The following is a 26655-nucleotide window of genomic DNA, read 5'->3' on the forward strand; positions in this document are numbered from 1 at the left end:
GTCGTTTACAGAACCTCCACTTCGGGATGGGCGATCCAGCCGGTCGTTCCGCTCGGCGTCCGGATTTGCAACCAGTCGCCGTCCGCCTTCAAGACTTCCAGCGTTTCCCCTTCGCTCAGCGGGGCCGACGAAACCTGCGGGAATTGATCGCCGGGCGCCTGACGAAGGGTCGCGGCCGGAGCGGCGACGATCGCGTGCGGAGACTCGACGGCCAGTCCATGAATGTTGGAAGCGGCGAAGCCGACCAGCAGCAGGAAAATCGTCGGAACCGCCGCCGCCGTCCAGATCAGGTTCGGGCGAACCATGGCGCCGAGAACGATCAGCCAGAGCGCGATCCAGGCCGTCACGCACAAGGTGGTCGCGGTGGTCGGATTGAGGATGGCTTGAACGCGTTCGACGGCGCCGGAGAGCATCGCGCTGAGCGAGGTCGACGCATCTTCGGCACTGGGGGATGGAGCGATCGCCGCTTTGGCGGCCGCCAAGTTTTGGCGAGCCTGGTGGTTCGACCCATCGATCGCCAGGGCCCGATCGTAGTTGGCGATCGCTTTGCCGGTCGATCCCAATTGCAGCTGGGCGTTCGCCAGGTTGACGTACAGCTCGGGGCTGTGAACGCCGTCGTCGACCAGCTGCCCATATTTGGTCGCCGCCTTCGCGAGGTTTTCCTTCGCCGCGGCGGCGTCTTCCGAAGAGGTCTTCATGGCGTTCTGGTACGCGCGATTCGCTTCGGACAGGATCGTTTCCCGCTGCTGCGGAGTGAGCATGGGGGCATGCTCAACCTTGAGCGCGTCGAGGCTGCCGCCAGCCACGTGCGTTTCGCTCTTCAGGAAGTGGAGCGACGCCGGCAGAGCAACGGCCGCAGCCGCCAACGCCAAGCAGGCGATGGCGAGCTTGCGACGTCCACCGAGGATCGTAGTTGTCGGCATTTGCGGCGATTGGGCCGAAATGGCCGACCATTTGTCGAGCAGGCCAAGCGCCTGACGTTTCAGTTCCGGCAATTGTTCCAATTGGGCGCCGCTATAAGCAGCGTGGTCGCAGCGAGCCAGCAAAGCGTCAAACTGTTCCGAGTGCGACCCGGCGTTGAGGTGATGCAGCGCCGCGGCGATGCCGGCGGCCGAATCGGCATGTTCGATCGCATGACGGGCCGCCCGGATCGTTTCGGTACTGGCGTCGTTGCCCGATTGTCGTCGTTTCAGCCCCCAGAAGGCGGCGAAGGCGAGCGGCGGGAGGATCGCCACGACCAGCCACGTCCAGGGGGAAGTATCGCGAGCAGAAACCAGGGCGTCGACGCCGCGGTAGTTCGAAAGATCGAACGTCGACGCCGAAGCGCCCTCGTCCTGCTGTGATGGGTTGCCATTGGCGTTGCCGATAATCGCGTCCAGCGCCAGGCGTTCCGCCGGATCAACATGGATCGAGATCGGCGCGCTTTCGACGGTCACGAACTTTTCGGTCGTCGGATTGAAGTAGGAAAGGGGAATCGCGGGGATCTCGGTGATCCCTTCGCGGCGCGGACGAATCGTCGTGGTGAACAACTTCACGTCATCTTCGACGATGCCGGCCAGCGGTTCGTTGGCCACCTTGAAGTTGGCGGTCAGTTGCGGCAGCGCGGCGAGCGGCGGCGCTTGGACCAGTTCCATTGGGCCATCGCCACGGATGCCGATGTGCAGGGTGATCGGATCGCCCGCTTTGACGCTGGTCGGAGTCGCCTGAGTGACGAGCTCGTACTGGCCAACCGTGCCGCGGTAATCGGCAGGGCGACCGGCGGTAGGAATCGGTTTCACATTGATTGAATCGACCTTGGCGTCAGCGACGACCGGACGACTCGCGGCGACCGACAACGTATTGCGGTTGAACGGCGACATGCCGAAATTGCCGAACGGGGACCGACCGCCGAAGAAGTCGTCGTCGAACATCGACCCAAACGGATCGCGCGACTTGGCGAGCCGAGTCGGATAGTCCAGCACGATTTGCAGGTCGTCCGCTTCGATCTGGCCTGGACGTTTCGGGTAGACGGTCGCGTCGATCTGGTAGTGATAGTACGAACGCTCGGCGCCGGTCGAGTCTTCTCGCAGCACTTCCGTACCGCCGGGACGTTGGCGATTTTCGGCCAGTTCGTGCATCCGTTCGCTGAACGCGCCCCAATTGGTTCCTGCCGAGATCAACTGCCACATGTTCTCTTCCGACAGCGTCAGGTCGAAGTCGGCGTCATGGTATGGCTTGATCCACAAGTTCAGCGTCAACGTCAGCGGCTGACCGACGTAGATCTCTTTCTGTTGGCCGGTAATCTCAGCGAACATCAGGTCGCCGGTTTCGCTTTTGGTCGCGACGAAGCGGATCGGGCGGGTCGATCGGGTCTGACCGTCGATCTTCAGCTCGATCGGAGGAATCTCGAACGTGCCGGCTTTCCGCGGCGTGATCTGCCAGGCGTAGACGACCGATGTCCGATCCGAGCGGCGACCGTTGATGATCGTCGTTTGCGTGCTGCGGCTCGGCGTGCCGGCCATCTGGATGTCGAGCCCCGGCACATCCGCAATCTGGGGCTCGTCATGCGATGCGGCGTCGGCCACTTCCAATTGCAGCGTGACCGGGGCGCCGACGTACGCTTCGCGAGACGACAGCGTCGCCCGCATATCGGCGGCGTTGGCCTGCGTCGCTGCGGCGCCAAGCGTCATCGCGAGGCAAGCGAGCAGAGCGATCGGGAAAGTTCGAGGTTTCATCGTATTCGTCGTGTGAAAGAGGTTCATGGCGTTTCCTGGTTGGGGGAAGCGAGCTACCGATTCGCGTTACCAATCTCGGTCGACGGGCACATAGCGGCGTTGCGCTTCGTGCTGGTTTTGCAGACGTCGCATCAGTTCGCGGTCACGGACCGACTGCAACAGCTTTTGAGCTTCTTCCTTGGTCATCGGACGTGACTCCTGCATCTCGCCGGCGTCGTCATGGCCAAATTGAGGAACTCCGCTCGCCTGACCTTGCTGCTGGTCCTGCTGCTGGTCCTGCTGCTGGTCCTGCTGCTGTTGATCCTGCTGCTGTTGATCCTGCTGTTGTTGATCCTGCTGTTGTTGATCCTGCTGTTGTTGATCCTGCTGTTGTTGGTCCTGTTGTTGTTGATCCTGTTGTTGTTGGTCCTGTTGTTGTTGGTCCTGTTGTTGTTGGTCCTGTTGTTGTTGGTCCTGTTGTTGTTGATCCTGTTGTTGTTGATCCTGTTGTTGTTGATCCTGTTGTTGTTGATCCTGTTGTTGTTGGTCCTGTTGTTGTTGGTCCTGCTGTTGTTGGTCCTGCTGTTGTTGGTCCTGCTGCTGCTGATCCTGTTGTTGTTGATCCTGTTGTTGTTGATCCTGTTGCTGCTGCTGATCTTGTTTTTGTTGGTCTTGCTGTTCTTCCTGTTGCAGTTGGTCGATCAGCATCTGGGCAAGTTGGGCGTTGGCCCGGGCGTCGGTGTCGCCGGCGTTCGCCGCCAAGGCGCCACGATAGTGACCCAGGGCGGAGTTCAATCGCTCGATCGCGGCCGGTTTATCCTTTTGGGCGAGTTGGACCGCTTCGGAGTAGTCGCAATTGCCGAGGTTGTAGCGAGCCTTCGCCCGGAGCGCGTCATCTCCTTCGGCGACGCTACGGGAAAGCAGTTCGCGAGCCTGGGCGATTTGTCCGCTGCGGTATTGGGCGATCGCCTGGTTGTAGAGGAGTTCCGGCGAGTCGGGCATTTCCGCCGCCGCTTCTTGATAGGCGGTCAGCGCCTTGCCGGCGTCGCCAGCTTCGAGAGCGTCATTGCCTTCCTGCACTAAAGTTTCTGCAGGAGTCGCCGCCGCCACGTTGGTGACGAGCAACAACAAGACCAGCCCGGCCGCCGCTCCCTTCGAGCCGATTGCGCGAAAGGCGGAACGGAGCGGCAGCACGGCGCCGGTCGACGCGGGGAGAAAAGCGTCGATCAAAAGGAGCATCAGCCCAAAGCCGATGAACCATTGGTAACGGGGAATGTAGCTGTGGATGCGTGCGGTCTCGAAGTCATGCGCTTCGACCTGTTGCACGTAGTTGTGATAGACCTGATCCATGGCGACTTGCTTGGTGCCGGCAGGAATGTAGGCGCCGCCGCCGCTGAGCGCGACCTGCTTGAGGGTCGCGCCGTTGAGCTTCGACCAGACCTGTTCCCCCTGGTACTCGACGAATGAGCGAGCGGTATGTTCATCCGGGATCCGGGCGCCTTGCTGCATATCGCCGAGGCCGACGGTGAAGATGCGGATCTCCTTTTCGTCATGCAGCCGCTGAGCGACTTTGGTCGGTTCGCTTTCCTGGTCTTCACCGTCGGTAAAGACGACGATCGCCTGATGGTTGCCGGTTTGATCGAGGAAACCGTTGGCGGCGACTTTCAGCGCGTCGCCAAGTCGAGATCCGCCGACGGCGACGTTTTGCGGGCCAACTTCGGCCAGCGTCTTTTTGAAGTCGTGGTGATGACCGGTCAGGGGAACCATCTGCCGGGCGTCGCCGGCGAAGACGACCAGCCCGACTCGGTCTCCCGCCATCGCGTCGGTCATGTCTTCGATCTGCTGCTTGGCGCGAGCCAAACGGCTAGGGGTGGCGTCTTCGGCCAGCATCGAACGCGAGACGTCGAGGACGAACATCACTTCGATCCCGCGCTGCGGCACTTCTCGCCAGACCTTTCCCCAACGAACGTCGACCAGGGCGAGCACCATCGCGATCATGGCGCCGACGACCAGCAAGCTTTTCAGCAAGCGGCGCTGCGAGCCGTTGCGTGCGGCGAAGCGGTGGATCAGATTCGCCGTTGCGAAGCGAGCCAGGGCTCGCCGCCGGGCGATCGTCGCGATGACGAGGACGACGACCGCCGCAGCGACCAGCCACAACCAGGAAAGGCTTAACAGATTTCCGACTTGAATGTCCATTCGTTTCTCTACTCCGTAATCTTGCGATAGACGGTATTGCTCAGCACGACTTCTACGACCAGGAACCAAAAGGCCAGCAGGGCCAGCGGGGGTAACGCCCACATGCCGAGATGGATCGGTTCGATCGCCAATTCGCGGAAATCGACAAAGTGTTTCGCTTCGACATGGCTCTTTTCGAGTTGGTCGATCTCGTCATAGATCTTTTCGAGCGAAGCGGTGTCGGTCGCTCGGAAGTATTGGCCGCCGGTCGCATCGGCGATCGACTTCAGCGTCGCTTCGTCGATATTGACCTGAGCCATTTGGAAGGTGGTGCGACCGGTGAAGGGATCCATGACCGGCACGGGAGCTTGTCCCTTCGTGCCGACGCCGATCGTGTAAACCTTGACGTCCAGCGACGCGGCCAACTCGGCGGCGACGACCGGATCAAGATCGCCGGCGTTGTTTTCGCCGTCGGTCAGCAGGATCACGACTTTACTTTTCAGCTTCTGTTGGTCTCCCTCGCCCAAGGCCGACAACTTTTCGACCGCCAGGCCGAGGGCGTCGCCGATGGCGGTTCCATCTTCGTTGCGCTCGGTTGCGATCTTGGTTTGATCGAGCTGCTTGATCATGTAGGGATGATCAAGCGTCGGCGGCGAAATGCCGTCGGCGTTACGGGCGAAAGTGACCAGGCCGACCAGGTCGCAGGTGCGGCCCGAAAGTTTGTCGTCGCCGGAGATGAACTTGCCGACCACGTCTTTGACCGCGGTCAAGCGATCGACCGGCTGTCCGTCGACTTCAAAGTCCATCGCTTGCATGCTGCCGGAGCGATCGACCACCATCTCAATGGCGATCCCTTCGCTGTCGACGACCGTATGTTTGCGTCCTTCCTGCGGACGAGCCAGGCAGACGATCAGCAGGATGATCGCCGCGAATCGCAGCGCCGTGGGAACCCACTGCAATCGTTGTTTCCAACTAGGAGCGAGGCCTGCCATCCAGTGCGTCGAACTAAAGGGGAGGGCCGACTTCCGTTTGCCGCTCAGCATCCGCCACGCAATCAGCGGAACCAGCAAAAGCAGCAGCAGAAACCAGGCCGAAGGTCCGTAAAACATTAGGCGTTCTCCTGGGGCACGGCGGGCGAAGTCTCGCTGGGCTTTTCGGCGGCGGACTGTTGAATGAATTGACCGGCTCGGTCGATCGCCTGATCGGCGTCGGCGTGGCCCGGTTCAAACTGGGCGAACTTCACCAGGTCGGCCAGCGACAGGAACACGCGAAGCATCGCTCGTTGTTTACCCTGCAGTCGGCTGCTCGTGGCGGCTTGTTCCAGGAATTCGTCGGTCGTCAGTTTCGGAGCGGCGATCGCAAATTGGCTTTCGACAAAGTGCCGCACGATGTTGGTCAGACGGACATAGAACAGGTCGGTTTGACCCGTTCGCAGCAGGTCGGAGCGGCGGAGTTCGGCGAGTTCGGCGAGCGCCTGATCCTTGGCGGACAGATGCGACGAACGACTCGGCCAGACGAGCAGCGCCACGCCGGCCAGCGCCAATAATGCGCCGCCGCCGAGCGATCCATACAGCCAGAAGTGGCTGGACGATTCGACGGCCGGCAGATCGACGACTCCCTTGATATCGCGGAACTGCAGCGGATCCGGCGTACCTTCCAGACTGCTGGTGATCGTCACGCTCAGCGGCGACGATTGCACGATGTCGCTCGTGGGCGAAGCCGCACGTTGATCGGAGTAGGCGATCGTAATCGGCGGAATCGTCTGCTCGCCCGGCGTCAGGCTTTCGAGCTGATAACGGCGGATCCACTCCCGTCCGTTGGCGGTCGGCAGATCGGTGGTATCGGTTGCGCTAAGGACGTTAAACGTTCCGAGCTTGGCTTGCTCTTGCGGCAGCGTGACCAGGACGTTTTCGGGAACGTCGACTTTCAAGGTGAGCGTTACCGGCTCGGCGATCTGGGCGGTCTCATTTTCGAGAGTCGCCGTCACCAAGACGGGGCCGTCGGTCGACGTTCGCGTGATCGCGGCCGCATCGGCATGCGTGCTGAAGAGCGCGAGCAGCAATCCGGCGCAGACGATCCGACGAATCGCCGACAGCATCGAAGGCGAAGTTGGGAAAATCATCGACGGCGCTCCCGTTGGTGAAAGAACTTTTGCAGGGGATCGGCAAAATCGTCCCCGGTATAAACGTGGATCGGATCCATTCCTAAACGTTTGAAAACTTGGTCGCGACGCTCGGCCATCGCTTGGGCGCGATCGGCGTACTGCTGGCGAAGGCGACGGTTCGAGGTGTCGATCAAGACCGTTTCGCCCGTTTCCGAATCGACCAGGTCGAGCAGGCCGACGTTCGGCAATTCAAACTCGCGACGGTCCGACACGACGATCGGAATCACGTCATGCTTGCGCCGCGCGATCTTCAGCGGTCGTTCGTAGTCGGCGTCTTGGAAGTCGCTGACGAGGAACGCGATCGAGCGGCGTTTGGCGGTGTGGTTGAGGTGCTCCAGGGCCCGCGACAAGTTGGTCCCTTGTCCCATCGGCTGACAATAGAGGAGTTCACGGATGACCCGCAGGACATGCCGCGAACCGCTCCGGGGAGGAATCGCTTTTTCGATGTCGTCGGTGAACAAGGTCAACGCGACCTTGTCGTTGTTGCGGATGGCGGAGAAGGCGAGCGTGGCGCCCAGTTCGGCGACCAGTTCGCGTTTCGATTGCCAGTGGGTGCCGAGTCCTTGCGAGGCGCTCAAGTCGACCAGCAAGGTGACGGTCAGTTGGCGTTCTTCGCGAAACAACTTCACGAACGGTTCGCCGGTGCGAGCGGTGACGTTCCAGTCGATCGCGCGAACGTCGTCGCCGATCCGGTAAGGACGGACTTCTTCAAACTCGACCCCACGCCCTTTGAAGGCGGAGTGGTACTGACCGGCAAGCAAGTTCTCGGCCAGATGCGACGTGCGGATCTGGATTCGCCTGATTTTCTGTAATACTTCGCGAGGGATCATGAGCGGTGACTTACAGGTCTGGTGAAGGTGACGCGGAAAACGACTCGAACAGTCGCCGGGGCTTGGCTGCAGCGAACGCCGCGGCAGCCAAGCCGCCAGCTTCCTCTTCGCTCTACGGGACCGCGACGTGATCGAGAATCGATCGAACCACGTCGTCAGATGTTTTTTCTTCCGCTTCGGCTTCGTATGTGACGATCAAACGATGTCGTAACACGTCGGGAGCGATTTCCTTCACGTCGCCAGGGACGACGTAACCGCGGCCGCACAAAAACGCGTTCGCTTTCGCCGCGAGCGTCAAGCTGATCGTCGCTCGGGGAGAAACGCCGAACTGAATCAAATCGGCCAGCGGCAACCGGAAGGCGCCTGGATCGCGGGTCGCCATCACCAGGTCGACGATGTAGTCGCGAACCTTTTCGTCGACGTAGATATCGTCGATCAGGTCGCGAGCACGCAGGATTTCGGCTGGCGATAGGGTCGGGTTCACCTCCATCGAGGTCTTGGTCTTCGACATCCGCTCGAGGATCTGGATCTCTTCTTCGCGAGTCGGGTGACCGACCAGAACCTTGAGCATGAACCGGTCCATTTGGGCTTCCGGCAGCGGATAGGTTCCCTCCTGCTCGATCGGGTTTTGGGTCGCCATCACCAGGAACGGTTCGTCGAGCTTGTAGGTGTGGTGACCGATCGTGACCTGACGTTCCTGCATCGCTTCGAGTAGAGCGCTTTGCACTTTGGCCGGAGCCCGGTTGATTTCGTCCGCCAAGATCAGGTTCGAGAAGATCGGACCTTTCTGGATGGCGAAGTCTTGCTGCTGCGGGCGATAGATCTGCGTACCGATCAAGTCGGCCGGCAACAGGTCCGGGGTGAATTGGATTCGCTGGAAGCCGGTGCTGATCCCTTTCGCCAAACAGGCGACGGCGGTCGTCTTCGCCAAGCCCGGCACCCCTTCGATCAGCAAGTGACCGTTGGTAAGCAGACCGACCTGCATGCGATGGATCAGTTGTCGCTGACCGACGATGACCCGTCCGATCTCGTCGAGCAAGCGGCGAAACGGAGTGCTGCGAATCTTAATTTCTTCCGTCAGTTCGTTGATACGATCATGAGCGGATTGGGAGGAATTTACAGTCGCCATAGGATGCCTCGAAGAAAGTGGTGAGCAGGTCAAAAACGCCGCAGCGTGAGTTGTCCAATCAGATCGCGGAACAGGGGACGCGAGCGTTCCGCGTCAGGTCTCCCTTTAAAGTGCAACCAGCGTGCCAATGGCGTTTTGCCCGAGAAAACAGGGGTTTTCGCGGTTTTCAGGCGAAAGAGACGGGGCATTTTGCCCCACGCCGTCAAAATGCCCCACGGAGAACAGAAAATGGGACGATGAAGAAAGAATCCTGGTGCCATGCTCTTGCGGCGTCTTCGCCGGATGAGCATGTCTTAGAATCTGGAAAACGCATTGAAGACATGCTCTTCCCACGAAGACGTGGTAAGAACATGGCGCCGTTAGAACGGCGTTAGTCGTCGACGCCGTACTGCTTCAGCTTGCGATAGAGGGTCTTGCGATCGAGTCCCAAGACCTGGGCGGCGAGCGACTTGTTGTTGTCGACCGCATTGAGCACGTGCAGGATATACCGCCGCTCCACTTCCTGCATCGAGACGAGTTCGCTCGGGTCGTCGCCGCCGATGAAGACTTGCGAGCTGCGATAGTCCCGAATCTTTTCGGGTAAGTCGTCGACCGCGATCTTTTCAAACGCCGTTAGCGCGACCGCTCGCTCCATCACATTCCGCAGCTCGCGGACATTTCCCGGCCACGAGTAGTTGAGGAGACGTTCGGCGGCTGGTTCCGAGATTCCTAGAACATCGCGCTGCGACCGTTTGCCGGCTTGTTCGACAAATCGCTGGGCGAGCAACAAGGTATCGGTACCGCGAGCTCGGAGCGGCGGCAAGTCGAGCTGAATGACGTTGATGCGATAAAAGAGATCTTCGCGAAAACGTCCTTCTTCGACTTCGGCCAGCAGATCGCGGTTGGTGGCGGTAATCAGGCGAACGTCGAACGGCACTTCCTGATCGCCGCCGACCGGACGAACGCGGCTTTCTTCCAGCGCTCGCAACAGCTTCGGCTGCATCGCCAGCGGCAGTTCGCCAATTTCGTCGAGGAAGAGCGTCCCTCCTTCGGCTTGCAGAAAGAGACCGCGACGCTCCGCCTTGGCGTCGGTAAAGGCGCCTTTGGCGTGGCCAAACAGTTCGCTTTCGAGCAGCGTTTCTGGCAGGGCGGCGCAGTTGACCGGGACGAAGGGACCGCTGCGACGATTGCTCCGGCGATGAATCGACCGCGCGACCAGTTCCTTGCCGGTGCCGCTTTCGCCGCAGACCAGCACCGACGCTTCGGTCGACGCGATCCGGGCGATCTGATCGTAGAGCTTCGACATGACCGGACTGCTGCCGACCATCTCTTCAAAGTGCCCCCCTTGGGCCACTTCTTCGCTGAGCAGTTTGACCTTTTCTTGCAGCTCGCGATGTTTGACTGCCCGGGATAACGTCAGCGCGAGCAGTTCCATTTCGATCGGCTTGGTGACGAAGTCATACGCTCCGGCGCGAATCGCCGCGACGGCCGTTTCCAGACTGCCAAACGCCGTCATGACGATGACCGGGATGTCGGGACGGTTCGCCGTTACCCGTTCGCACAGTTCCGTACCGCTCATTCCTTTCATGCGGAGATCGGTCAGGACGACGTCAAAGTCTTGCGATTTGACCAGGTGGATCGCTTCGTTAGGGGCAGTGCGCCAAGTTGGCTGGAAACCGCGGAGACGGAGATCGGTCTCCAGCAGTTGGCACATGTTCGCTTCGTCGTCGACGATCAAGACTCGGCCGCAATTGTTCGCTTCCATCTATGCAACCTGCTGAGGCAAAAAGATCGTGAATCGGCTTCCTTCGCCCAATTGGCTCTGCACGTCGATCCAGCCGTTGTGATCTTCGACAATGCCGTACGAAACCGACAGTCCGAGTCCGGTCCCTTCGCCGACATCCTTGGTCGTAAAGAAAGGCTCGAACAGGTGGGGCATCGCTTCTGCGCAAATGCCGGTTCCCTTGTCTTCCACGCTTATACAGTAGTATTCCCGTTTTGGCGAGTTGGAGTCGCCGGGGGGAGAAGCTTCTTGGCGACTTAGGGAGACCTGAACGACATCGCCGGTGGAACTCGCGTGAATCGCATTGACGATCAGATTGGTGACGACCTGTTGGATCTGCGCCGAATCGACCGCCGTCGAGAGCGATTCGCTGTCGGCCGTGACCAACTCCACATCACGCTGATTGGCCATCGGTTGCAGCAAGTTGATCGCGCTGACGATCAACTCGCGCAGGTCGACCATCGTCCGATGCGGCGGTCGCCGACGTGCGAAGCCGAGCAACTGGCGAATAATCTCCGCCATTCGATCCGCTTCCGACTTGATCACCAGGGCGCTCTCGGTCACTTCGTCAGCGCTCAGCCGATGCGACGCGATCAGGCCGGCGCGTCCCGAGACGACGTTCAGCGGCGTTCCCAGTTCGTGTGCGATGCCGGAAGCGAGTCGTCCCACCGTCTTCAAGCGATCGATATGCCGCAGTTGTTCCATGGCCGATAATCTGGCGGACGAAGCTTCTTCAAGTTCCTGTTGTTGCGATTGCAGCGTCTCGCTCATCTGATTCAACGCGGCGCCAAGCTGGGCGATTTCGTCGGTCCCTCGCACTTCGACCGGCTCGGAGAAATCGCCGGCGCCGATTCGCTTCGTCTTGGCGACCAATTTGTCGAGCCGCTGCCCGACCATCCGCACGCCGAGAAACACGATGACCAGCCCGAAGATCGCCATCGCCCCGATGACCAGCGCCGTGCGATAGGTGGTCAGACGCGTGTACTCGGCCGCTTCGTCAAGCGGGACGTTGAATTCGACATAGCCTGCTCGCGAGTTCTCGACGTCGACCGGATAGTAGATGATGTATTGATCGTGCCCCGCCGAATCATGCGTGATGATCGTGGTCATCGACTCCGTCGTCGCGACGGCAAGCTCTTTTTGGGGAGGAAGCGCCGACTCGCTGGTTGCGCCATTTTCTGTCGGGATCCAGCGAATGATCATCTGCTGGTGACGATTAGCGAAGTCGCGGACCAGCTTGATCGCGCCTTGGTGCCCCCCGTCTTTCCAAGCGACGACCAGCGTCTCGCGCACTTCGTTGCCCAGCGACGCGGCGTTCTCTTCCTGAGCCCGTTTGTATTGCTCAAATTCGCTCTGCGCGGTCATGTAGCCGAACATCGCCGTCAACAAGACGATGCCGAGCAAAAAAATGCCGACGATTTTCGCGGTGAGTTTCATGCATTTGTGGAGAGTAAATCGCTCGACGGCCATCAACGTCCAAGTCGGTCGCCGCAGTTCGTTGTAGCTTGCCGGAACGGCGTTTCGCAACGGCCGATTACGCGGAAGGCGCGCGTTACGCTTTCTAATCGTACGTTCCAGCCAAGAAGTGGCTTTCGACTTTGAGGTATTTCGCGACTTTTTTAGGTCGGACGACCTGTTTTGCCCGCGAAATCGTACGCCTGGATGGGGTTTCCCTCCATCCGAAGCGACGAGAACGGATTCGGTTGCGAACGCCTACGGTCGACGCGTGATCAAGAGGCGGATCGATCGATCAACTGGTTGAAGACGGAGTACTTCTCCATAAGGGGATCGCACTGCGAATCGCCAAGGGCCGGCAGCGTCGATTCTAGCAAACCGAGCTGCATGAGCACTGTCGCTTGATCCCAATAGATATGCTCAGAGCACATCAAGGTTCCCTTGAAGCCGACGATACCGACATGCGGAACCGCCAATCGCCGGCCGGTCGGTTCAATTTCTGGGGCGAACCAATCCATCCGGACGGTGTGCGTAAAGCTCACGATGAATTCGTCGATAACGCGATCGTTCGTAACGCTGCGCGAGAGCAATTGCAGCGAGAAGTCAGGCGGAGATTGGGGAATGAATATGTCGCGATAGAAACTTCGTAGCGCCTCTTTGCCGGCCGCGCCGGTCCCGACCGGAACGTGGATCAGTATGACGTCGTCGGTCTTCGTCGAGACCGCTTCGTCGGCGTCTTTGCGCAGAAACTCGGCGGCGGTGTGCTTCTCCCAAACGTCGATTAGCCGTTGCTGTTCGTCAGTGAATTGATACATGGTTGGGGGCTCCATTGCCAGTGGCGATCTTACCACAATTGATTTCCCTTCATTGAATCGCATTGCTGGTCGCAGTGGAACCATTTTTGGACTTTTTTTGCGTGAACCTTACGCGCCGCCGCCCTCATCGCTCGTTTCCAATCGATGGCACTCGAGCCAGGTTGGCGGTTCGCAGCGTTCGGCCAGTTTGCGAATGATCGCTTCTGGAACACGGCTAGCCCGGCTTTTGATCTGCTGCAAGATCTGTTTGAGCGACTCGTCGGCGATGATCGCCTTCGATTCCGCTTCGCCCAGATGCTTGTCGTCGTCAGTCCCCTTCGACCCAAACAGATGGGGCGTGCGGGGGTACTTGGTGAAGTCGCCATGCGACGTACCCATGGCTAGGCTCCTTGCGTTTGGGGTTGAATGATAAAAGACCTTACGAACTCCGCGTATTCTTCTCTCATCGGCAAATCGAACTCGGTGCGGATTCGCCGGCGGCGGGCCGCGACCGATTGATTGCTGATCGGGTCAATGGAGGTTTTCTCGTACTCTTCCCAGTACAATCCGACGCCCCGTTTCTGCCAACGGGGAAGATCGTTGTAGTTGATCCCACGTCGGAATAGCAACTCGTTTTTGTCGGCGACCGAAAGTCCGAGCAGACTTCGGGTAGCCTGACGAACGCCGCAGCCTTCTTTGCGAAGCGTCCAATAGCACCACGCGTTCAGCGCGTTTCGCGCCGCATCTTCGTTGCGCCAGCGGAAGTAGTCGACGACGAGGTCGACGTTGGGTAACTGGGAGATCCGGCAGTCGAAGCTCGCGGCCTGACCAAGCCCTAGCGAGAACTGGGCGCTCGCTTCGCCGGCAAGCGTTGAAACGTACTTGCGGAGTTTCCTGCCGAAAATCCGTTCGTCGCGATCAAGCAACAGCGAGATCTCGTCACTTTCGGTATAAGCGTACAGGACGCGAAAGCCGCAGCTCATGAGCGACGCCGCCGTCGAAGTCATCAAATCGCGGAAACGGACGTCAAACGGCGCTTCGAATTGACAGGCTTCTTTCGTTAATCGGGTGAAGCTGCGGCCATCGAGCCGCGCGACCATATACATGCCAGGAAGCACGCACAAATCGGAGGCCGTCTCGAAGACGCGCATCTTCTTATCAAGCTGGTCAAACTTCATCGTTCCATTCCTCTACGACAAATCCTGTTTCGATCAGGCGGACGTACCGCAACGCATCAAATCCTTCTTCCAAGGTCGGCAACTCCAGCCGTTTGGCGGTGGAGAAGAGGCCGACGTCTGGAACTGAACGTTCTCGCTGCTGATTCCGGACAAGGCATTGGGAAAGCTGCGATTGAAAGTAGTAGCCGACGACGGAAAAGCGGGCCTGCTTCAAAGCGTCGATATAGACGGTTCGCGCGTCCCGAGTCGGGTTCGTATTGTCGACGACGAGCGGTTGCCCCGTTTCGAGGCAAGCGGCCAGCAGGCGACGCTCCCGATTGCGGGTGCGGAACAGGTCGAGACTGATCCGGACGTGCGTCGCAAAGAATCGCTCTTGGAAGAACGACGACTTTCCCGACGCTTGAAGACCGATAAAGATGATTCCTTCCATAACTGCGCTCGCTATCGCGCCGAAACGCGAAAAGCCCGCCTGATTGCGAAGAACCAGGCGGGCTCGTTGTGGCTTCTAAAGAGGCTTAGTCTCTAAAAGTAGTGGTCCCGGTTAACGCCGTCAAAAGGAGCCTTTCGCGAGACAGCACTTCTTGAAACGGAGGCCGGAACCGCAAGGGCAAGGATCATTCCGCCCTAGCTTTTCTTCCAGCAGTTTGTCGCCGTGGACGATCCGCACTCCGCGCTTGACTTGCGTTTCGGAGGGATATCCATGACGCCGCTTGTTCATGTTCTGGAAAAAAATGGCTGTTCGTTGATGTGTCGATGATTGGCGTGTCGCATGGCGCACCTCCGTTTCTAGAAATGTTCTTCCACCTAGAGGGCTGCAGGGGCGAAAGGTTCGCCACGAAAATTACCTGCTTTAGCAGGTTATTAGGATCAAAACACATGTTGGATCGTAGATCTATCGGATCGTCCGTTAAATATGGATGTTTCTCCCCACCCATTTAGTTGTGGGCCGCTGCGGGGCGATCTAAAATTCGGGTACTTTTCCCTTCCCGTCGCATTCGCCGGATTCTATTTGGGTGCGACGAGAGTTCCTCATGGATTGGAGGAAGCGGTTTCTTAAGGCAGGACGCTTTCTTTAGCTACAGAGGATCTGACATGAGGTATCGAACGCTACTGCCGCTTCTTATATTGCTTCTGATTGGTTCGATCGGCTTCGGCCAGGAGATGCTTCCGCAGCCGGAAGCGCCGTTTAAGGGAAAGATTGGCCTGACCTACAAAGACTCGGTGGCGGTCAAGCCGGAGTTGAAGATCCCAAACAACCTGGGACTCAAGAATCCGCCGAACATTCTGCTGGTGCTGATCGACGACTGCGGCTACGGGCAGATGGGAACGTTTGGCGGCGGGATTCCGACGCCGAACATGGATCGGGTCGCCAACAATGGTTTGCGTTATACCCGCTTCCATACGACGGCGCTTTGTTCGCCAACGCGGGCTGCGCTGCTGACGGGGCGCAATCATCACTCGGTCGCGTCGGGAACGATCGGCGAATCGGGAACCGGTTTTCCAGGCTACACCGGCGTGATTCCCTCTTCGGCCGGAACGGTCGCCGAGATCCTCCGCGAATATGGCTACTGCAACGCATGGTTTGGTAAGAACCACAATGTGCCTGACTGGGAAACGAGCCTGGTTGGTCCGTTTGATCGTTGGGCCGACGGCTTAGGCTTCGACTACTTCTATGGCTTTGTCGGCGGCGACACCGATCAATTCAGTCCGGCGCTGGTCGAGAACAAGAAACGGATGGAGGCGCCCGAAACGAATGAAGACGGCAGTCCCTATCACTTTACGACCGACATCACCGATCATGCGATTCGAACGATTCGCGCCGCCAAGGCGGTTGCGCCGCAGCGGCCGTTCTTCGTCTACTTCGCCACCGGAGCGACGCACGCTCCGCATCAAGTTCCGCAAGAGTGGGTCGAGAAGTTTAAAGGAAAGTTCGACGGCGGTTGGGACAAGTATCGCGAAGAGACCTTCGCTCGCCAGAAGGAAATGGGAATCATTCCGCAGAACGCCAAGTTGACCGCCCGGCCTGACTCGTTGCCGGCGTGGGATTCCGTGCCGGAAGATCAGCGGAAGGTTTACGCTCGCATGATGGAAGTCTTCGCGGCGTTCACCGCGCATACCGACCATGAAGTCGGTCGCTTGATCGACGCCGTCGACGAAATCGGGGAACTCGACAACACCATCATTATCTACATGGCCGGCGACAACGGCTCGAGCGCGGAAGGGGGCTTGGAAGGTCTGGTCAACGAGATGACCTTCTTCAATGCGATTCCCGAACCGCTTGAGATGAAGCTCGAAGCGATGGACACGCTGGGCGGCCCGCTGCACTACAACCACTTTCCGGCCGCCTGGGCGCATGCGATGGATACGCCCTATCAATGGACCAAGCAGATCGCCAGCCACTTTGGCGGAACGCGAAACGGCTTGGCGATCTCATGGCCGAATGGAATCAAAGCCCGCGGTGAGATCCGTGATCAGTTCCATCACGTGATCGACATCACGCCGACGTTGCTGGAGATCACTGGGATTACGGCGCCGGTCGAGATCGACGGGATCGCGCAGAAGCCGATCGAAGGGGTCAGCATGGCGTATACCTTTGACGACGCCGATGCCGAGGATCGTCGCACCACCCAATACTTCGAGATGCTCGGCAACCAGGGGATCTATCACGAAGGTTGGATGGCGAGCGCGATTCGCGGCGTGCCATGGCTCAGCGAAAACGCTCCGGGCGATTTGTTGGACATGCCGTGGGAGTTGTACAACGTCGAAGAGGACTTCACTCAGGCGAACGACCTGGCGAAGCAAAAGCCGGAAAAGGTCCGCGAGCTGGTCAAGCTCTTCTTCGCCGAGGCGGCCAAGTACAACGTGCTGCCGCTCGACGATCGGAAGACGGAGCGTTTGAACGTCGAGAACCGTCCCAGCTTGACCGAGGGCCGGACCAAGTTCGTTTACCCGAACTTGCTTCGCTTGCCGGAAGGGGCGTCTCCTGACCTCAAGCATAAGAGTCACACCGTGACCGCTGACGTCGAGATTCCGGATCAAGGGGCGGAAGGGATGATCTTCACCCAGGGGGGGCGTTTCGGCGGCTACGGCCTGTTCGTGAAAGACGGCAAGCTCGTCTATCACTACAACCTGGTTGGGGTCGACCGTTACACGGTGGAATCAACCACCCGAATTCCCCCCGGCAAAACGACGCTGAAGATGGTCTACAAGACCGACGCCGACGAGCCGTTCGCCGGCGCCGACGTTACGCTTTACGCCGGGGATCAGTTGATCGGTAAGGGGCGCGTCGAAAAGAGCATCCCGAACCGCGTCACCCTGGACGAGACGTTCGACTTTGGTTTCGATACCGGAACGCCGGTGATGGAAGGGTATGACATGCCGTTCGATTTCACTGGAAAACTGAACGCCGTGACGATCGAGTTGAAATAATCGCTATCACCACGGACGACTCCTAAATAAACGCCGTCGCTTCTCAGAGCAACTTGAGAAGCGACGGCTTCTTTTTTGCCGGTCATGGCCAGAAACAGGTTTCTTTTCCTCCAGTGCTTGGGAGCGCCCGGCCATTCTGGGCCTGTATTCTCGGGGTTCGTCGTCGCGCCGAAACCCGCCAAGCGGCGCGCAGCGAAGAATCGCGCCGAACGTTTCCGTCCGCCTTTTCGTCACGTTGGCCTTACTGCTGCGGCTTTCCGTGCCGACCCATTGCAGGTCGACCGCGATAGTGAGGAAAGAAGAGGCCTAACCTCGGCAAGCGACCTGGCGGATGTCTGTCGACGAAGCCTGGCATTCGCATTGGCCGCCTGGCTAGAAGTCGCTTCGTCGGTAACCCGCGATTCCAGGCAAAAGCTATAAAACTCGGATTTAGGGATGTGACGGCGCCTTAAGAATTAAAACTCCTTAAGGAAAGGCTGGAGTGGCTTTGCTCCACGGTATGGTTAGTCGAAGAATGGATAAACCCCACCTGGTCCTTCTGCGGCCTTACCCCGATAAGCCGATCCATCCGCGTCCAATTCTTTACCGCGAGGTACGTACGAACGCTATGAGAATCCTAGAGACTGCTGCCATTGTCCTGGCGCTGGTTTCCCTTGCCTTTGCCGGCTGCGTCTCGCAGGCCGAATCGCACGAAGAACTACACGGCGAATCCCACGGCGAAACCGAAGCTCATGCCGACGCGCATGGCGGAGCCCACGAAGAAGCTCACGGCGAGTCGGGACATCACGCACACAAGATTATCGTTACCAGCCCGGTGATTCAGGATGTGATCAGCACGCAGCAATACGTCTGCCAGATCCACTCCTGCAAGCACATCGAGGTCAAGGCTCTCGAAGGGGGGTACCTGGAAGATATCCGGGTCAACGAGGGGCAAGAGGTGACGAAGGGGGATCTGATGTTCAAGATTCTCCCGACCATCTATCAAGCCAAGCTTGATTCGGAATCGGCGGAGATGCAGCGGATCGAGATTGAACTGTTCAACGCGGAAGCCCTGAATAAGAAAGGGATCGTTTCCCCGCAGGAAATCATGCTGAAGAAGGCGGAACTCGCCAAGGCGAAAGCCAACATGGAACTGGCCAAGGCTGAGTTGAATTTTACCGACGTCAAAGCGCCGTTCGACGGCATCGTCGATCGTCAGCTTTGCCAGCTAGGAAGCTTGATTGAAGAAGGGGACATTCTCACGACCTTGTCCGACAACAGTCTGATGTGGGTCTACTTCAACGTGCCGGAAGCTCGTTACCTGGAATACAAGGAAGAGTTGGACAAGAACGAAGGCAGCCAGGAAGAGCACCTGACGATCGAGCTGAAGTTGGCCAATGGCAAAATCTTCCCGCAACATGGCAAGATCGGCGCCATCGAAGCCGACTTCAACAACACGACCGGCAACATCGAGTTTCGCGCCGACTTTCCCAATCCGAACAGCCTGCTGCGTAATGGTCAGACCGGTACGATCCTGATTCATCGCCTGATGAAAGACGTGTTCGTCATCCCGCAGCGAGCGACGTACGAGATTCTCGACAAGCGCTACGCGTACGTCGTCGACAAGGACAATGTCGTCCACCAGCGCGACATCGTGGTCGACAGCGAGCAGGAGGACATCTTCGTGCTGAAGAGCGGACTGGCCGAAGGAGAGAAAATCATCTTCGAGGGCATTCGCCAGGTTCGCGACGGCGACAAGATTGAGTACGAATACCGCGCTCCCGAAGAAATCTTGAACCATCAGAAATTTCCAGCCGAGTAAGGGGCGCGAATCATGTTTTCGAAATTCCTTCATCGGCCCGCTTTGGCCATCGTGATTTCGCTGCTCATCCTGTTCATGGGTGGGCTGTCGATCGTCTCGTTGCCGATCTCGCAGTTTCCCGACGTGGCGCCGCCGAGCGTCGTCGTTTCGCTGTCGTTTCCCGGCTCCAGCGCCAAGATTCTGGTCGACTCGACCCTCGTGATTCTGGAACGGGCCATCAACGGCGTGCCGGACATGCGTTACATGACTTCGGCGGCCACCAGCGCCGGCGAAGCGACGATCATGATCACCTTCGAGCCGGGCACTGACCCGAACGTGGCGGTCTTGAACGTCAATAACCGCATTCAGATGGTGAAGAACCAGCTTCCTCCCATCGTCGAGCGCGAAGGCATCATCGTTATGCAAAACATGACGAGTATGCTCATGTACGTGAACGTCTTTAGCACTGACCCCAACGTCGATCAGAACTTTCTCTACAACTACGTCAGTGCGAACCTCCTTCCCGAATTGCAGCGTACCCGCGGCGTCGGCCGCGCTCAGATTCTCGGCAACCGAGCGTATGCGATGCGCGTCGAGCTCGATCTCGATCGGATGCGGGCCTACAACATCTCTTCCGCCGACGTGATGGAGGCGATCAAGGAGCAGAGTTTGATCGGTTCTCCGGGGCGACTCGGTCAGGCGACCGGTACGACGTCGCAGACGATCGAGTACGTGCTGACGTGGATCGGACGATACGACAAGCCCGAACAGTACGGAAACATCATCTTGAGGGCGAATGAGAAGGGAGAAATCCTCCGGCTCAAAGACGTCGCCCAGGTTTCGCTCGGATCGTCGTTCTACGACCTCTATTCCGACATCGACGGCTACCCGTCCGCGTCGATCGTGCTCAAGCAGATTCCGGGCTCCAACGCCGCGGACGTGATCGACGAAGTGAAGGAGAAGCTGAAAGAGTTCAAGACAGACATGTTCCCGCCGGGGATGGACTACGCGATCAGCTACGACGTCTCCAGCTTCCTGGACGCGTCGATCGAAAAGGTGTTGCACACTTTGTTTGAAGCGTTCGTGCTGGTGTCGCTGGTGGTGTTCCTGTTTCTGGGGGACTTCCGCAGTACGTTGATTCCGACGCTGGCGGTGCCGGTGTCGTTGATCGGTACGTTCTTCTTCATGAGCGCGTTCGGGATGTCGATCAACTTGATCACGCTCTTCGCTCTCGTGTTGGCGATCGGCGTGGTGGTTGACGACGCGATCGTGGTGGTGGAAGCGGTGCACGCCAAGATGCATGAAAAGCATCTTTCTCCGTACGCGGCGACCAAGGAAGTTATCGCAGAAATCAGCGGGGCGATTATCGCGATCACCCTCGTGATGACCTCGGTGTTTATCCCGGTCTGCTTCATGCCGGGCGCGGTGGGCGTGTTCTATCGACAGTTCGCACTTACGATGGCGATGTCGATCGTTCTCTCCGGCGTGGTGGCGTTGACTTTGACGCCGGTTCTGTGCGCGATGATTTTGAAGCCCCACGGTCAACAAAAGCAGACCGGCGTCGTCGGTTTCGTCAACGGCGCGATCAAACGTTTCGCCGGCGGCGGAGCCAATGCGGTACGCTTCGTGTTGTCGATGATCCTCGGCGCCGCCGTCGGTTATGGGATCTACGAAGTCCTGCATGTCGAGATCGTTCACGAGGTCATTTCCGAACAGTTGGAGTTGACCCCGACCCGCATGACGATCATCGGCGTCATTGCGGCGGTGCTCTTCTTCTTCACCTTCCGTTCGGTCTTCTCTGGAAGCGAGCCGGGCGAAAAGAAGCTGCGCGGACCGATCGGCATGTTCCTGAAGGTCTTCGACGTCGGCGTCAACTGGATCACGAACGGGTACGTCGGCGTCGTCGGCCTGATCGTGACGCGGCGGATTATGACGATGATCGTGATCGGACTCTTCGGCTGGGGGATTCTGGTCGTCAACAAGGTGCTGCCGTCCGGCTTTATTCCGCTCGAAGACCAAGGGGTCATTTATGGAATTATTCAGACGCCGCCTGGTTCGACGCTAGAGTACACCAACGCCAAGTCGCACGAACTGCAAAAGATCTGTAAAGAGTTTGACGAGGTCACCTCGGTGACCTCGCTCGCCGGTTACGAAATCTTGACCGAAGGTCGCGGTTCGAACGCCGGCACTTGCTTGATCAACTTGAAGCCGTGGGCCGAACGAAAGCTTACGTCGAAAGAATTGATCGCCGAATTGGAGGAACGTGGTCGCGATATCGCGAACGTGAAGCTTGAGTTCTTCGAACCGCCGGCCGTTCCGGGGTTTGGCGCCGCGGGCGGCTTCTCGCTCTGTCTGCTCGATAAGACGAACAGCGGCGACTACGAAGCGTTCGGTAAGGTGACCGAAGATTTCCTCGCCGCGCTCGAAAAACGTAAAGAATTGAAAGGGTTGTTTACCTTCTTCGCCAGCGACTATCCGCAGTACGAAATCATCATCGACAACGACGTCGCCATGCAAAAAGGGGTGTCGATCGAGGATGCGATGGAGAACCTCTCGATCGTCGTCGGCAGCACTTGGGAGCAGGGCTTCATCCGTTTCGGGCAGTTCTACAAGGTTTACGTTCAATCGGCGCCGGAGTTCCGGCGTTATCCTGAGGACCTCGAGAACATGTTCGTCAAGAACGACGAAGGGGAAATGGTTCCCTATTCGGCTTTCATGAAGATCGAGAAGCGGCAAGGGATGAACGAAATCAATCGTTACAACCTGTACACGACGGCGATTATTCAGGGCGCCCCGGCGACCGGTTACAGTAGCGGTCAGGCGCTCGCAGCGATTCAGGACGTCGCCGACGAGATGCTGCCTCGCGGTTACGGCGTCGGTTGGCAAGGCCTGTCCTACGACGAAGCCAACAAGGGAAATACGGCGATCTTCATTTTTGCGATCGTGGTTATCTTCGTCTATCTGGTGCTGGTCGGTCAGTATGAGAGCTTCCTGCTGCCGTTGGCGGTACTGGTTTCTCTGCCGGTCGGTTTGTTCGGTTCGTTCGTGATGTTAAAAGCGATGGGGCTGGCGAACGACGTTTACTGCCAGATCGGTCTCGTGATGTTGGTCGGTTTGTTAGGAAAGAACGCGATTCTGATCATTGAATTCGCCGTGCAAAGACGTCACGAGGGGCTGAGTCTCCGCGATGCGGCGATCGAAGGGGGCGCTCTCCGTTTCCGCCCGATCGTGATGACGTCGTTCGCGTTCATCGCCGGTCTGATTCCGCTCGTCCGAGCCACCGGTCCGGGCGCCATTGGCAACCGGACGATCGGCACCACGGCGGTCGGCGGGATGCTCATGGGTACTCTGATCGGCGTTCTGGTGATTCCAGGTCTGTACTACATCTTTGCAAAGATGTCGGATGGTAAGCAGCTGATTCGGCAGGAGCATGACGACCCGCTCAGCGAACTCTTTGAACGCGACAAATCGCACCCACCGCATGAAGCAGGGGGGCCAGACGTTCCGCACTAGTCGACCGAGCCGTTAGTCTCGAGCGATCAGGGCGAACACAACCGGATCGTTAAACTTTTACTCTTCGTCAAAAGCGGAATTCGCTTGCGGCGAAGCGCGACCAAAACGCCGCAGTCATTTGGCTGCGGCGTTTCGTTTTGCGCGCTTGATAAAGTCTAACGATCGTATCGATCGTTCGTTCTCGTAGCGCAGTTGGCGGCGGCGCCTTTAGATGCGGTACCCTTCCTCTAGACCCGATCTCGCCCCGGTCGACGGCGCCTTAACGTCTTTTAATCAATTGCGAAAAACGAGCGGAAACATGCTGTTTTGTCGAGCTTTTCGTGTGCGCCGAGCGGGCAAATCAAGGAGCGCAACGTAGGGGAGCTGCTGAATGTTTGTTTTGCCCCTAATTTTCTGCCGATAAGTTTTGAACGGAAAATGTCTAACCCCATAGTCATGCGGTCTGGATCGTGTGACGGGGTCCTAACGGTAATTATGCCAGAGACGCCTGAGTCGGCGGAGGGAAACTGGCGCCCTCCTGATCGAACGCTGGGGACAGCGAAATCTCGGTCACCGACCCACCGGGCGAAAGTCGCAAGGGGCTCAACGATGAGACGGAGCGGTCTTACGGTGAATTTCAAACAGCGTGCGTCGCTGCAATGCATCGTCGCAGGCGCGGTCGCTTGCGTCCTGTTGTCGGCCTTCTCTGGGTGTTCGATCCCGAAGCTCTGTTGCGCCCAAAAGGGAGCCCCGCTTCCGTACGAATTCAACGGCGAGACGACCTCTGAAAGTTCGGCTCAGATCGGCATCGAAGAGTTCTTCGATGACCGGGTGCTGACCCAGTTGATGGCTCAGGGGCTCGTCGCCAACCAGGAGTTGAAGATCCGGAATCAAGAGATCCGGATGGCCAGCAATGAAATCATGGCCCGGCGCGGCGCCATCCTGCCGTTCGTGACGGTGGGAGCTCGCGGCGGTATGGAACGGACCAGCAAGTTCACCCCGCTCGGCGCCGCGGAAGAGCAGCTGACCTACCCGGTCGGCGGCAAGTTCCCCGATCCGCTGCCCAACGTCGGCCTGACCGCCAACCTGTTCTGGCGAATCGACATCTGGCGTGAACTCCGCAACGCTCGCGACGCCGCGATGCAGCGCTACGTCGAAGCGGTCGAAGTCCGAAATTACTTCGTGACCCAACTGGTCGCCGAAATCGCCACGAGCTACTACGAGCTGGCGGCGCTCGACAAGCGGTTGCAGTACCTGAATCAAACGATCGCAATTCAGAAGCAAAGCCTCGACGTGGCGCAGGCCCAGAAGGACGCCGGACGCGGCACCGAACTTGGCGTGCAACGGTTTCTGGCCGAAGTTCGCAAAAACGAAAGCCAATTGTTGATCGTCAAACAGGAGATCATCGAAACGGAAAACAAGATCAACTTCCTCCTCGGTCGTTATCCGCAACCGGTGCCGCGCACCGAGTGGGACTTCATTGTGCTTGACTCGCAGGTCCTTGAGGTCGGCGTGCCGGCTCAATTGCTCGCCAATCGCCGCGACATTCGCGCCGCCGAACGTGAAGTGGGCGCGTCGGGACTCGACGTCCTGGTCGCTCGGGCTCGCTTCTTCCCGCGCTTCGACATCACCGCCGGCGTCGGTTACGAGGCCTTCAATCCTCGCTACCTGTTCGATCCAGGCGCCTTTATCGCCAACGCCGCCGGCGAGCTAGTCGCGCCGCTGATCAACAAGTCGGCGATCAAGGCGGACTACCTGAACGCCAACGCTCGTCAGCTGCAAGCGATCTACGACTACCAACGTACCGTGCTGAACGCATACACCGAAGTGATCAACGCGATTACCAAGGTCGAGAACTACCGCCGCAGCGTTCAAATCAAGCAAGGTCAGGTCGCGGCCCTCGAACAATCGGTCAACGTGGCGACCGACCTGTTCCAGAACGCTCGCGCCGAATACGTCGATGTTCTGTTCTCGCAACGCGACTTGCTGGAAGCGAGAACCGATTTGATCGAAACGAAGCAGCAGCAGTTGGCGGCGATCGTCAAAGCGTATCAGGCCCTCGGCGGCGGCTACTTGTGGTCGAGCACCGGCATGACCTGGTTGGACGTCTATTGCGAACCGCTCCTCATCCAACCGGATGAAGTGATCATGCCGCCGATGCCGGAAGACGCGCTCGAACTGCCGTCGCCGGACGACGCTCCGCCGATGCCGCCGGCCCCGGCCGGACAACCGATGGCGCCGCCGGCGGTCGATCCGATGGAATTGTCGCAGCCGGGAGACGTCAGCTTGCAGCCGGCTTACGCCGACCCGATCTGGGCGAACAACCCAGGTCCGATTGTTCCCAATCCCCATCAGCCGGTTTCCTACTTTCAACCGGCCGCTTACCCGGCCCCGGTTGTGATTGAAAACCCGCTTCGTCCGTAGCGCCCCATCATGGCGCTCTCCAATGGCGGCGATCTACTCCTGCTGGATCGCCGCCGGGGGACGTGCGATACTCGCTTCACCGCAGCAACTTCGTAAGGAGGCGCTGCGATGGAAATCGAGCACCTCTCTCGCACAGAATTGACGCCCCATGCAATCTGCCCCCAACCGCCGCTCGGCTCTTGATCGCCCCGCGACCGATCCGTCTCCCATCTTCGAAAACTTTCGGGGGATGCACGCGTCCGAACTGTTGACCGCGGCAGTCGCGCACTTCGATCTCTTCGGTCGACTGCAACAAGGATCGCTCGACTTTCAATCGCTTCGTCTGGCGCTTCAGCTGGAAGAACGTCCGGCCGTCGTGCTGCTGACCGCGCTCAAAGCGATGGGGCTCCTGCAGGAGCTCGACGGTCAGGTGTCGCTGACCGATCTGGCGGCAGAGCATCTCGTGCCGGGAGGTCCGTTCGACTGCGGCGACTATGTCGGCCTGGCGGCGCAGACGCCTGGCGTACTGACGATGGTTCGCCTCTTGAAGACGAATCGTCCGCTCGGTAGCGATGAGGGCGAAGAAGGAGGCGCCGCGTTCATCTATCGCGACGGAATGAAGTCGGCGATGGAAGCGGAGGACTCGGCGCGGCACTTTACGCTCGCGCTCGCTGGTCGCGCCAAGAACGTCGCGCCCTATCTGGCCGACGCGGTTTCAATGCAAGACGCGAAGCTGCTGCTCGACGTTGGGGGTGGGACTGGCATCTACTCGCACGCTCTGCTCCAGAAGAACCCCAATCTTCAGGCGATCGTCTTCGATCGCCCGCAGGTCTTGAAGATCGCCGATCAAATGACCCAGGAGTACGGCGTCGCCGATCGTTGCCAACTGGTCAGCGGCGACATGTTCGCCGATCCGTTGCCGGAAGGGGCGGACGTGATCCTGCTGTCGAACATCCTCCACGATTGGGACAAGCCGGAGTGTCAGCTATTGGTTAACCGCTGCGCCGCAGCCCTTCCGCCCGGCGGACGACTGTTGATTCATGACGTCTTCTTGAACGACGCCCTCGACGGCCCGCTACCGATCGCACTCTATTCGGCCTCGCTCTTTTCCTTCACCGAAGGAAGAGCCTATAGCGGCGCTGAATATCGCGAGATGCTTGAGACAGCCGGATTAACGCCGCAGCCGATACAGCCGACGCTCGTTCACTGCGGCGTATTGGCCGGGGTGAAATAGAGGCGTGACAAAACGCATCCAGCGATTGGATTTGCGAGTTGGTTGTGGAGTAGAATGAGTGAGCCGAGTTGAGCCGCTGCTCTTCTTGTCGCCGTAGGGAGTGTGTCATTCTCATCTTCAAAATTGTGAAATAAATC

The 26655-nt window shown here is 58.8% G+C and carries 18 protein-coding genes; 5 read left to right on the forward strand and 13 right to left on the reverse strand.

Annotation, left to right across the window (positions count from 1 at the left end; all coding sequences use genetic code 11):
- Positions 1 to 5 precede the first annotated feature (5 nt).
- From LOC68_RS19315 to LOC68_RS19375, 13 genes are all read right to left on the reverse strand, one after another.
- The gene (locus LOC68_RS19315) at positions 6 to 2714 is read right to left on the reverse strand and encodes a BatD family protein (RefSeq protein WP_230221780.1); all 2709 of its coding nucleotides are present in this window, start codon (positions 2712 to 2714) and stop codon (positions 6 to 8) included.
- Between the two features lie 66 nt (positions 2715 to 2780).
- Positions 2781 to 4889, reverse strand: a complete 2109-nt coding sequence (locus LOC68_RS19320; RefSeq protein WP_230221782.1) for a VWA domain-containing protein — start codon at positions 4887 to 4889, stop codon at positions 2781 to 2783.
- Positions 4890 to 4897: 8 nt separating this feature from the next.
- Positions 4898 to 5977 (reverse strand): vWA domain-containing protein, encoded by a 1080-nt coding sequence (locus LOC68_RS19325; protein WP_230221784.1) that lies wholly within the window; start codon positions 5975 to 5977, stop codon positions 4898 to 4900.
- The gene (locus LOC68_RS19330; protein WP_230221786.1) at positions 5977 to 6990 is read right to left on the reverse strand and encodes a BatD family protein; all 1014 of its coding nucleotides are present in this window, start codon (positions 6988 to 6990) and stop codon (positions 5977 to 5979) included. The genes LOC68_RS19325 and LOC68_RS19330 overlap by 1 nt, the downstream gene beginning before the upstream one ends.
- Positions 6987 to 7862 (reverse strand): DUF58 domain-containing protein, encoded by an 876-nt coding sequence (locus LOC68_RS19335; RefSeq protein ID WP_230221788.1) that lies wholly within the window; start codon positions 7860 to 7862, stop codon positions 6987 to 6989. Before LOC68_RS19335 ends, LOC68_RS19330 begins: the two co-directional genes overlap by 4 nt.
- Positions 7863 to 7974: 112 nt before the next feature.
- The gene (locus LOC68_RS19340) at positions 7975 to 8991 is read right to left on the reverse strand and encodes an AAA family ATPase (protein ID WP_230221790.1); all 1017 of its coding nucleotides are present in this window, start codon (positions 8989 to 8991) and stop codon (positions 7975 to 7977) included.
- Positions 8992 to 9361: 370 nt separating this feature from the next.
- Entirely contained in the window at positions 9362 to 10735 is a 1374-nt protein-coding gene (locus tag LOC68_RS19345) for a sigma-54-dependent transcriptional regulator (protein WP_230221791.1), read from the reverse strand.
- Entirely contained in the window at positions 10736 to 12280 is a 1545-nt protein-coding gene (locus LOC68_RS19350; protein WP_230221793.1) for a sensor histidine kinase, read from the reverse strand.
- 203 nt (positions 12281 to 12483) lie between these two features.
- Positions 12484 to 13023, reverse strand: coding sequence for a nuclear transport factor 2 family protein (locus LOC68_RS19355; RefSeq protein ID WP_230221795.1), 540 nt, complete (start codon positions 13021 to 13023; stop codon positions 12484 to 12486).
- Between the two features lie 108 nt (positions 13024 to 13131).
- On the reverse strand, positions 13132 to 13401 hold the full coding sequence (locus LOC68_RS19360) for a hypothetical protein (RefSeq protein ID WP_230221797.1): 270 nt from the start codon (positions 13399 to 13401) through the stop codon (positions 13132 to 13134).
- 2 nt (positions 13402 to 13403) lie between these two features.
- Positions 13404 to 14180: a tRNA(His) guanylyltransferase Thg1 family protein gene (locus LOC68_RS19365; protein WP_230221799.1), complete on the reverse strand. Its 777-nt coding sequence runs from the start codon at positions 14178 to 14180 to the stop codon at positions 13404 to 13406.
- On the reverse strand, positions 14170 to 14610 hold the full coding sequence (locus LOC68_RS19370) for an AAA family ATPase (RefSeq protein WP_230221801.1): 441 nt from the start codon (positions 14608 to 14610) through the stop codon (positions 14170 to 14172). Before LOC68_RS19370 ends, LOC68_RS19365 begins: the two co-directional genes overlap by 11 nt.
- 120 nt (positions 14611 to 14730) lie before the next feature.
- Positions 14731 to 14898 (reverse strand): SEC-C metal-binding domain-containing protein, encoded by a 168-nt coding sequence (locus LOC68_RS19375; RefSeq protein WP_230221803.1) that lies wholly within the window; start codon positions 14896 to 14898, stop codon positions 14731 to 14733.
- Positions 14899 to 15272: 374 nt separating this feature from the next.
- Here LOC68_RS19375 and LOC68_RS19380 point away from each other — a divergent pair, with 374 nt between their 5' ends.
- From LOC68_RS19380 to LOC68_RS19400, 5 genes are all read left to right on the forward strand, one after another.
- Positions 15273 to 17609: an arylsulfatase gene (locus LOC68_RS19380; RefSeq protein ID WP_230221805.1), complete on the forward strand. Its 2337-nt coding sequence runs from the start codon at positions 15273 to 15275 to the stop codon at positions 17607 to 17609.
- 607 nt (positions 17610 to 18216) lie between these two features.
- On the forward strand, positions 18217 to 19410 hold the full coding sequence (locus LOC68_RS19385) for an efflux RND transporter periplasmic adaptor subunit (RefSeq protein WP_230221807.1): 1194 nt from the start codon (positions 18217 to 18219) through the stop codon (positions 19408 to 19410).
- A gap of 12 nt (positions 19411 to 19422) precedes the next feature.
- Complete coding sequence (locus LOC68_RS19390) at positions 19423 to 22902, forward strand: efflux RND transporter permease subunit (RefSeq protein WP_230221809.1); 3480 nt, start codon at positions 19423 to 19425, stop codon at positions 22900 to 22902.
- Positions 22903 to 23511: 609 nt separating this feature from the next.
- Positions 23512 to 25305, forward strand: a complete 1794-nt coding sequence (locus LOC68_RS19395; RefSeq protein WP_230221811.1) for a TolC family protein — start codon at positions 23512 to 23514, stop codon at positions 25303 to 25305.
- A gap of 148 nt (positions 25306 to 25453) precedes the next feature.
- On the forward strand, positions 25454 to 26518 hold the full coding sequence (locus LOC68_RS19400; protein WP_230221813.1) for a methyltransferase: 1065 nt from the start codon (positions 25454 to 25456) through the stop codon (positions 26516 to 26518).
- Positions 26519 to 26655: the final 137 nt, after the last annotated feature.

Source organism: Blastopirellula sediminis, from assembly GCF_020966755.1.
In the GTDB taxonomy this organism is placed as follows: domain Bacteria; phylum Planctomycetota; class Planctomycetia; order Pirellulales; family Pirellulaceae; genus Blastopirellula; species Blastopirellula sediminis.

Bases quoted from the DNA above. Each gene is read 5' to 3' on its own strand.
- LOC68_RS19325 (WP_230221784.1), bottom strand. From the start codon at position 5,977: ATGTTTTACGGACCTTCGGCCTGGTTTCTGCTGCTGCTTTTGCTGGTT.
- LOC68_RS19335 (WP_230221788.1), bottom strand. From the start codon at position 7,862: ATGATCCCTCGCGAAGTATTACAGAAAATCAGGCGAATCCAGATCCGC.
- LOC68_RS19345 (WP_230221791.1), bottom strand. From the start codon at position 10,735: ATGGAAGCGAACAATTGCGGCCGAGTCTTGATCGTCGACGACGAAGCG.
- LOC68_RS19400 (WP_230221813.1), top strand. From the start codon at position 25,454: ATGCAATCTGCCCCCAACCGCCGCTCGGCTCTTGATCGCCCCGCGACC.
- LOC68_RS19315 (WP_230221780.1), bottom strand. From the start codon at position 2,714: ATGAAACCTCGAACTTTCCCGATCGCTCTGCTCGCTTGCCTCGCGATG.
- LOC68_RS19375 (WP_230221803.1), bottom strand. From the start codon at position 14,898: ATGAACAAGCGGCGTCATGGATATCCCTCCGAAACGCAAGTCAAGCGC.
- LOC68_RS19380 (WP_230221805.1), top strand. From the start codon at position 15,273: ATGAGGTATCGAACGCTACTGCCGCTTCTTATATTGCTTCTGATTGGT.
- LOC68_RS19390 (WP_230221809.1), top strand. From the start codon at position 19,423: ATGTTTTCGAAATTCCTTCATCGGCCCGCTTTGGCCATCGTGATTTCG.
- LOC68_RS19355 (WP_230221795.1), bottom strand. From the start codon at position 13,023: ATGTATCAATTCACTGACGAACAGCAACGGCTAATCGACGTTTGGGAG.
- LOC68_RS19340 (WP_230221790.1), bottom strand. From the start codon at position 8,991: ATGGCGACTGTAAATTCCTCCCAATCCGCTCATGATCGTATCAACGAA.
- LOC68_RS19370 (WP_230221801.1), bottom strand. From the start codon at position 14,610: ATGGAAGGAATCATCTTTATCGGTCTTCAAGCGTCGGGAAAGTCGTCG.
- LOC68_RS19385 (WP_230221807.1), top strand. From the start codon at position 18,217: ATGAGAATCCTAGAGACTGCTGCCATTGTCCTGGCGCTGGTTTCCCTT.
- LOC68_RS19360 (WP_230221797.1), bottom strand. From the start codon at position 13,401: ATGGGTACGTCGCATGGCGACTTCACCAAGTACCCCCGCACGCCCCAT.
- LOC68_RS19320 (WP_230221782.1), bottom strand. From the start codon at position 4,889: ATGGACATTCAAGTCGGAAATCTGTTAAGCCTTTCCTGGTTGTGGCTG.
- LOC68_RS19365 (WP_230221799.1), bottom strand. From the start codon at position 14,180: ATGAAGTTTGACCAGCTTGATAAGAAGATGCGCGTCTTCGAGACGGCC.
- LOC68_RS19330 (WP_230221786.1), bottom strand. From the start codon at position 6,990: ATGATTTTCCCAACTTCGCCTTCGATGCTGTCGGCGATTCGTCGGATC.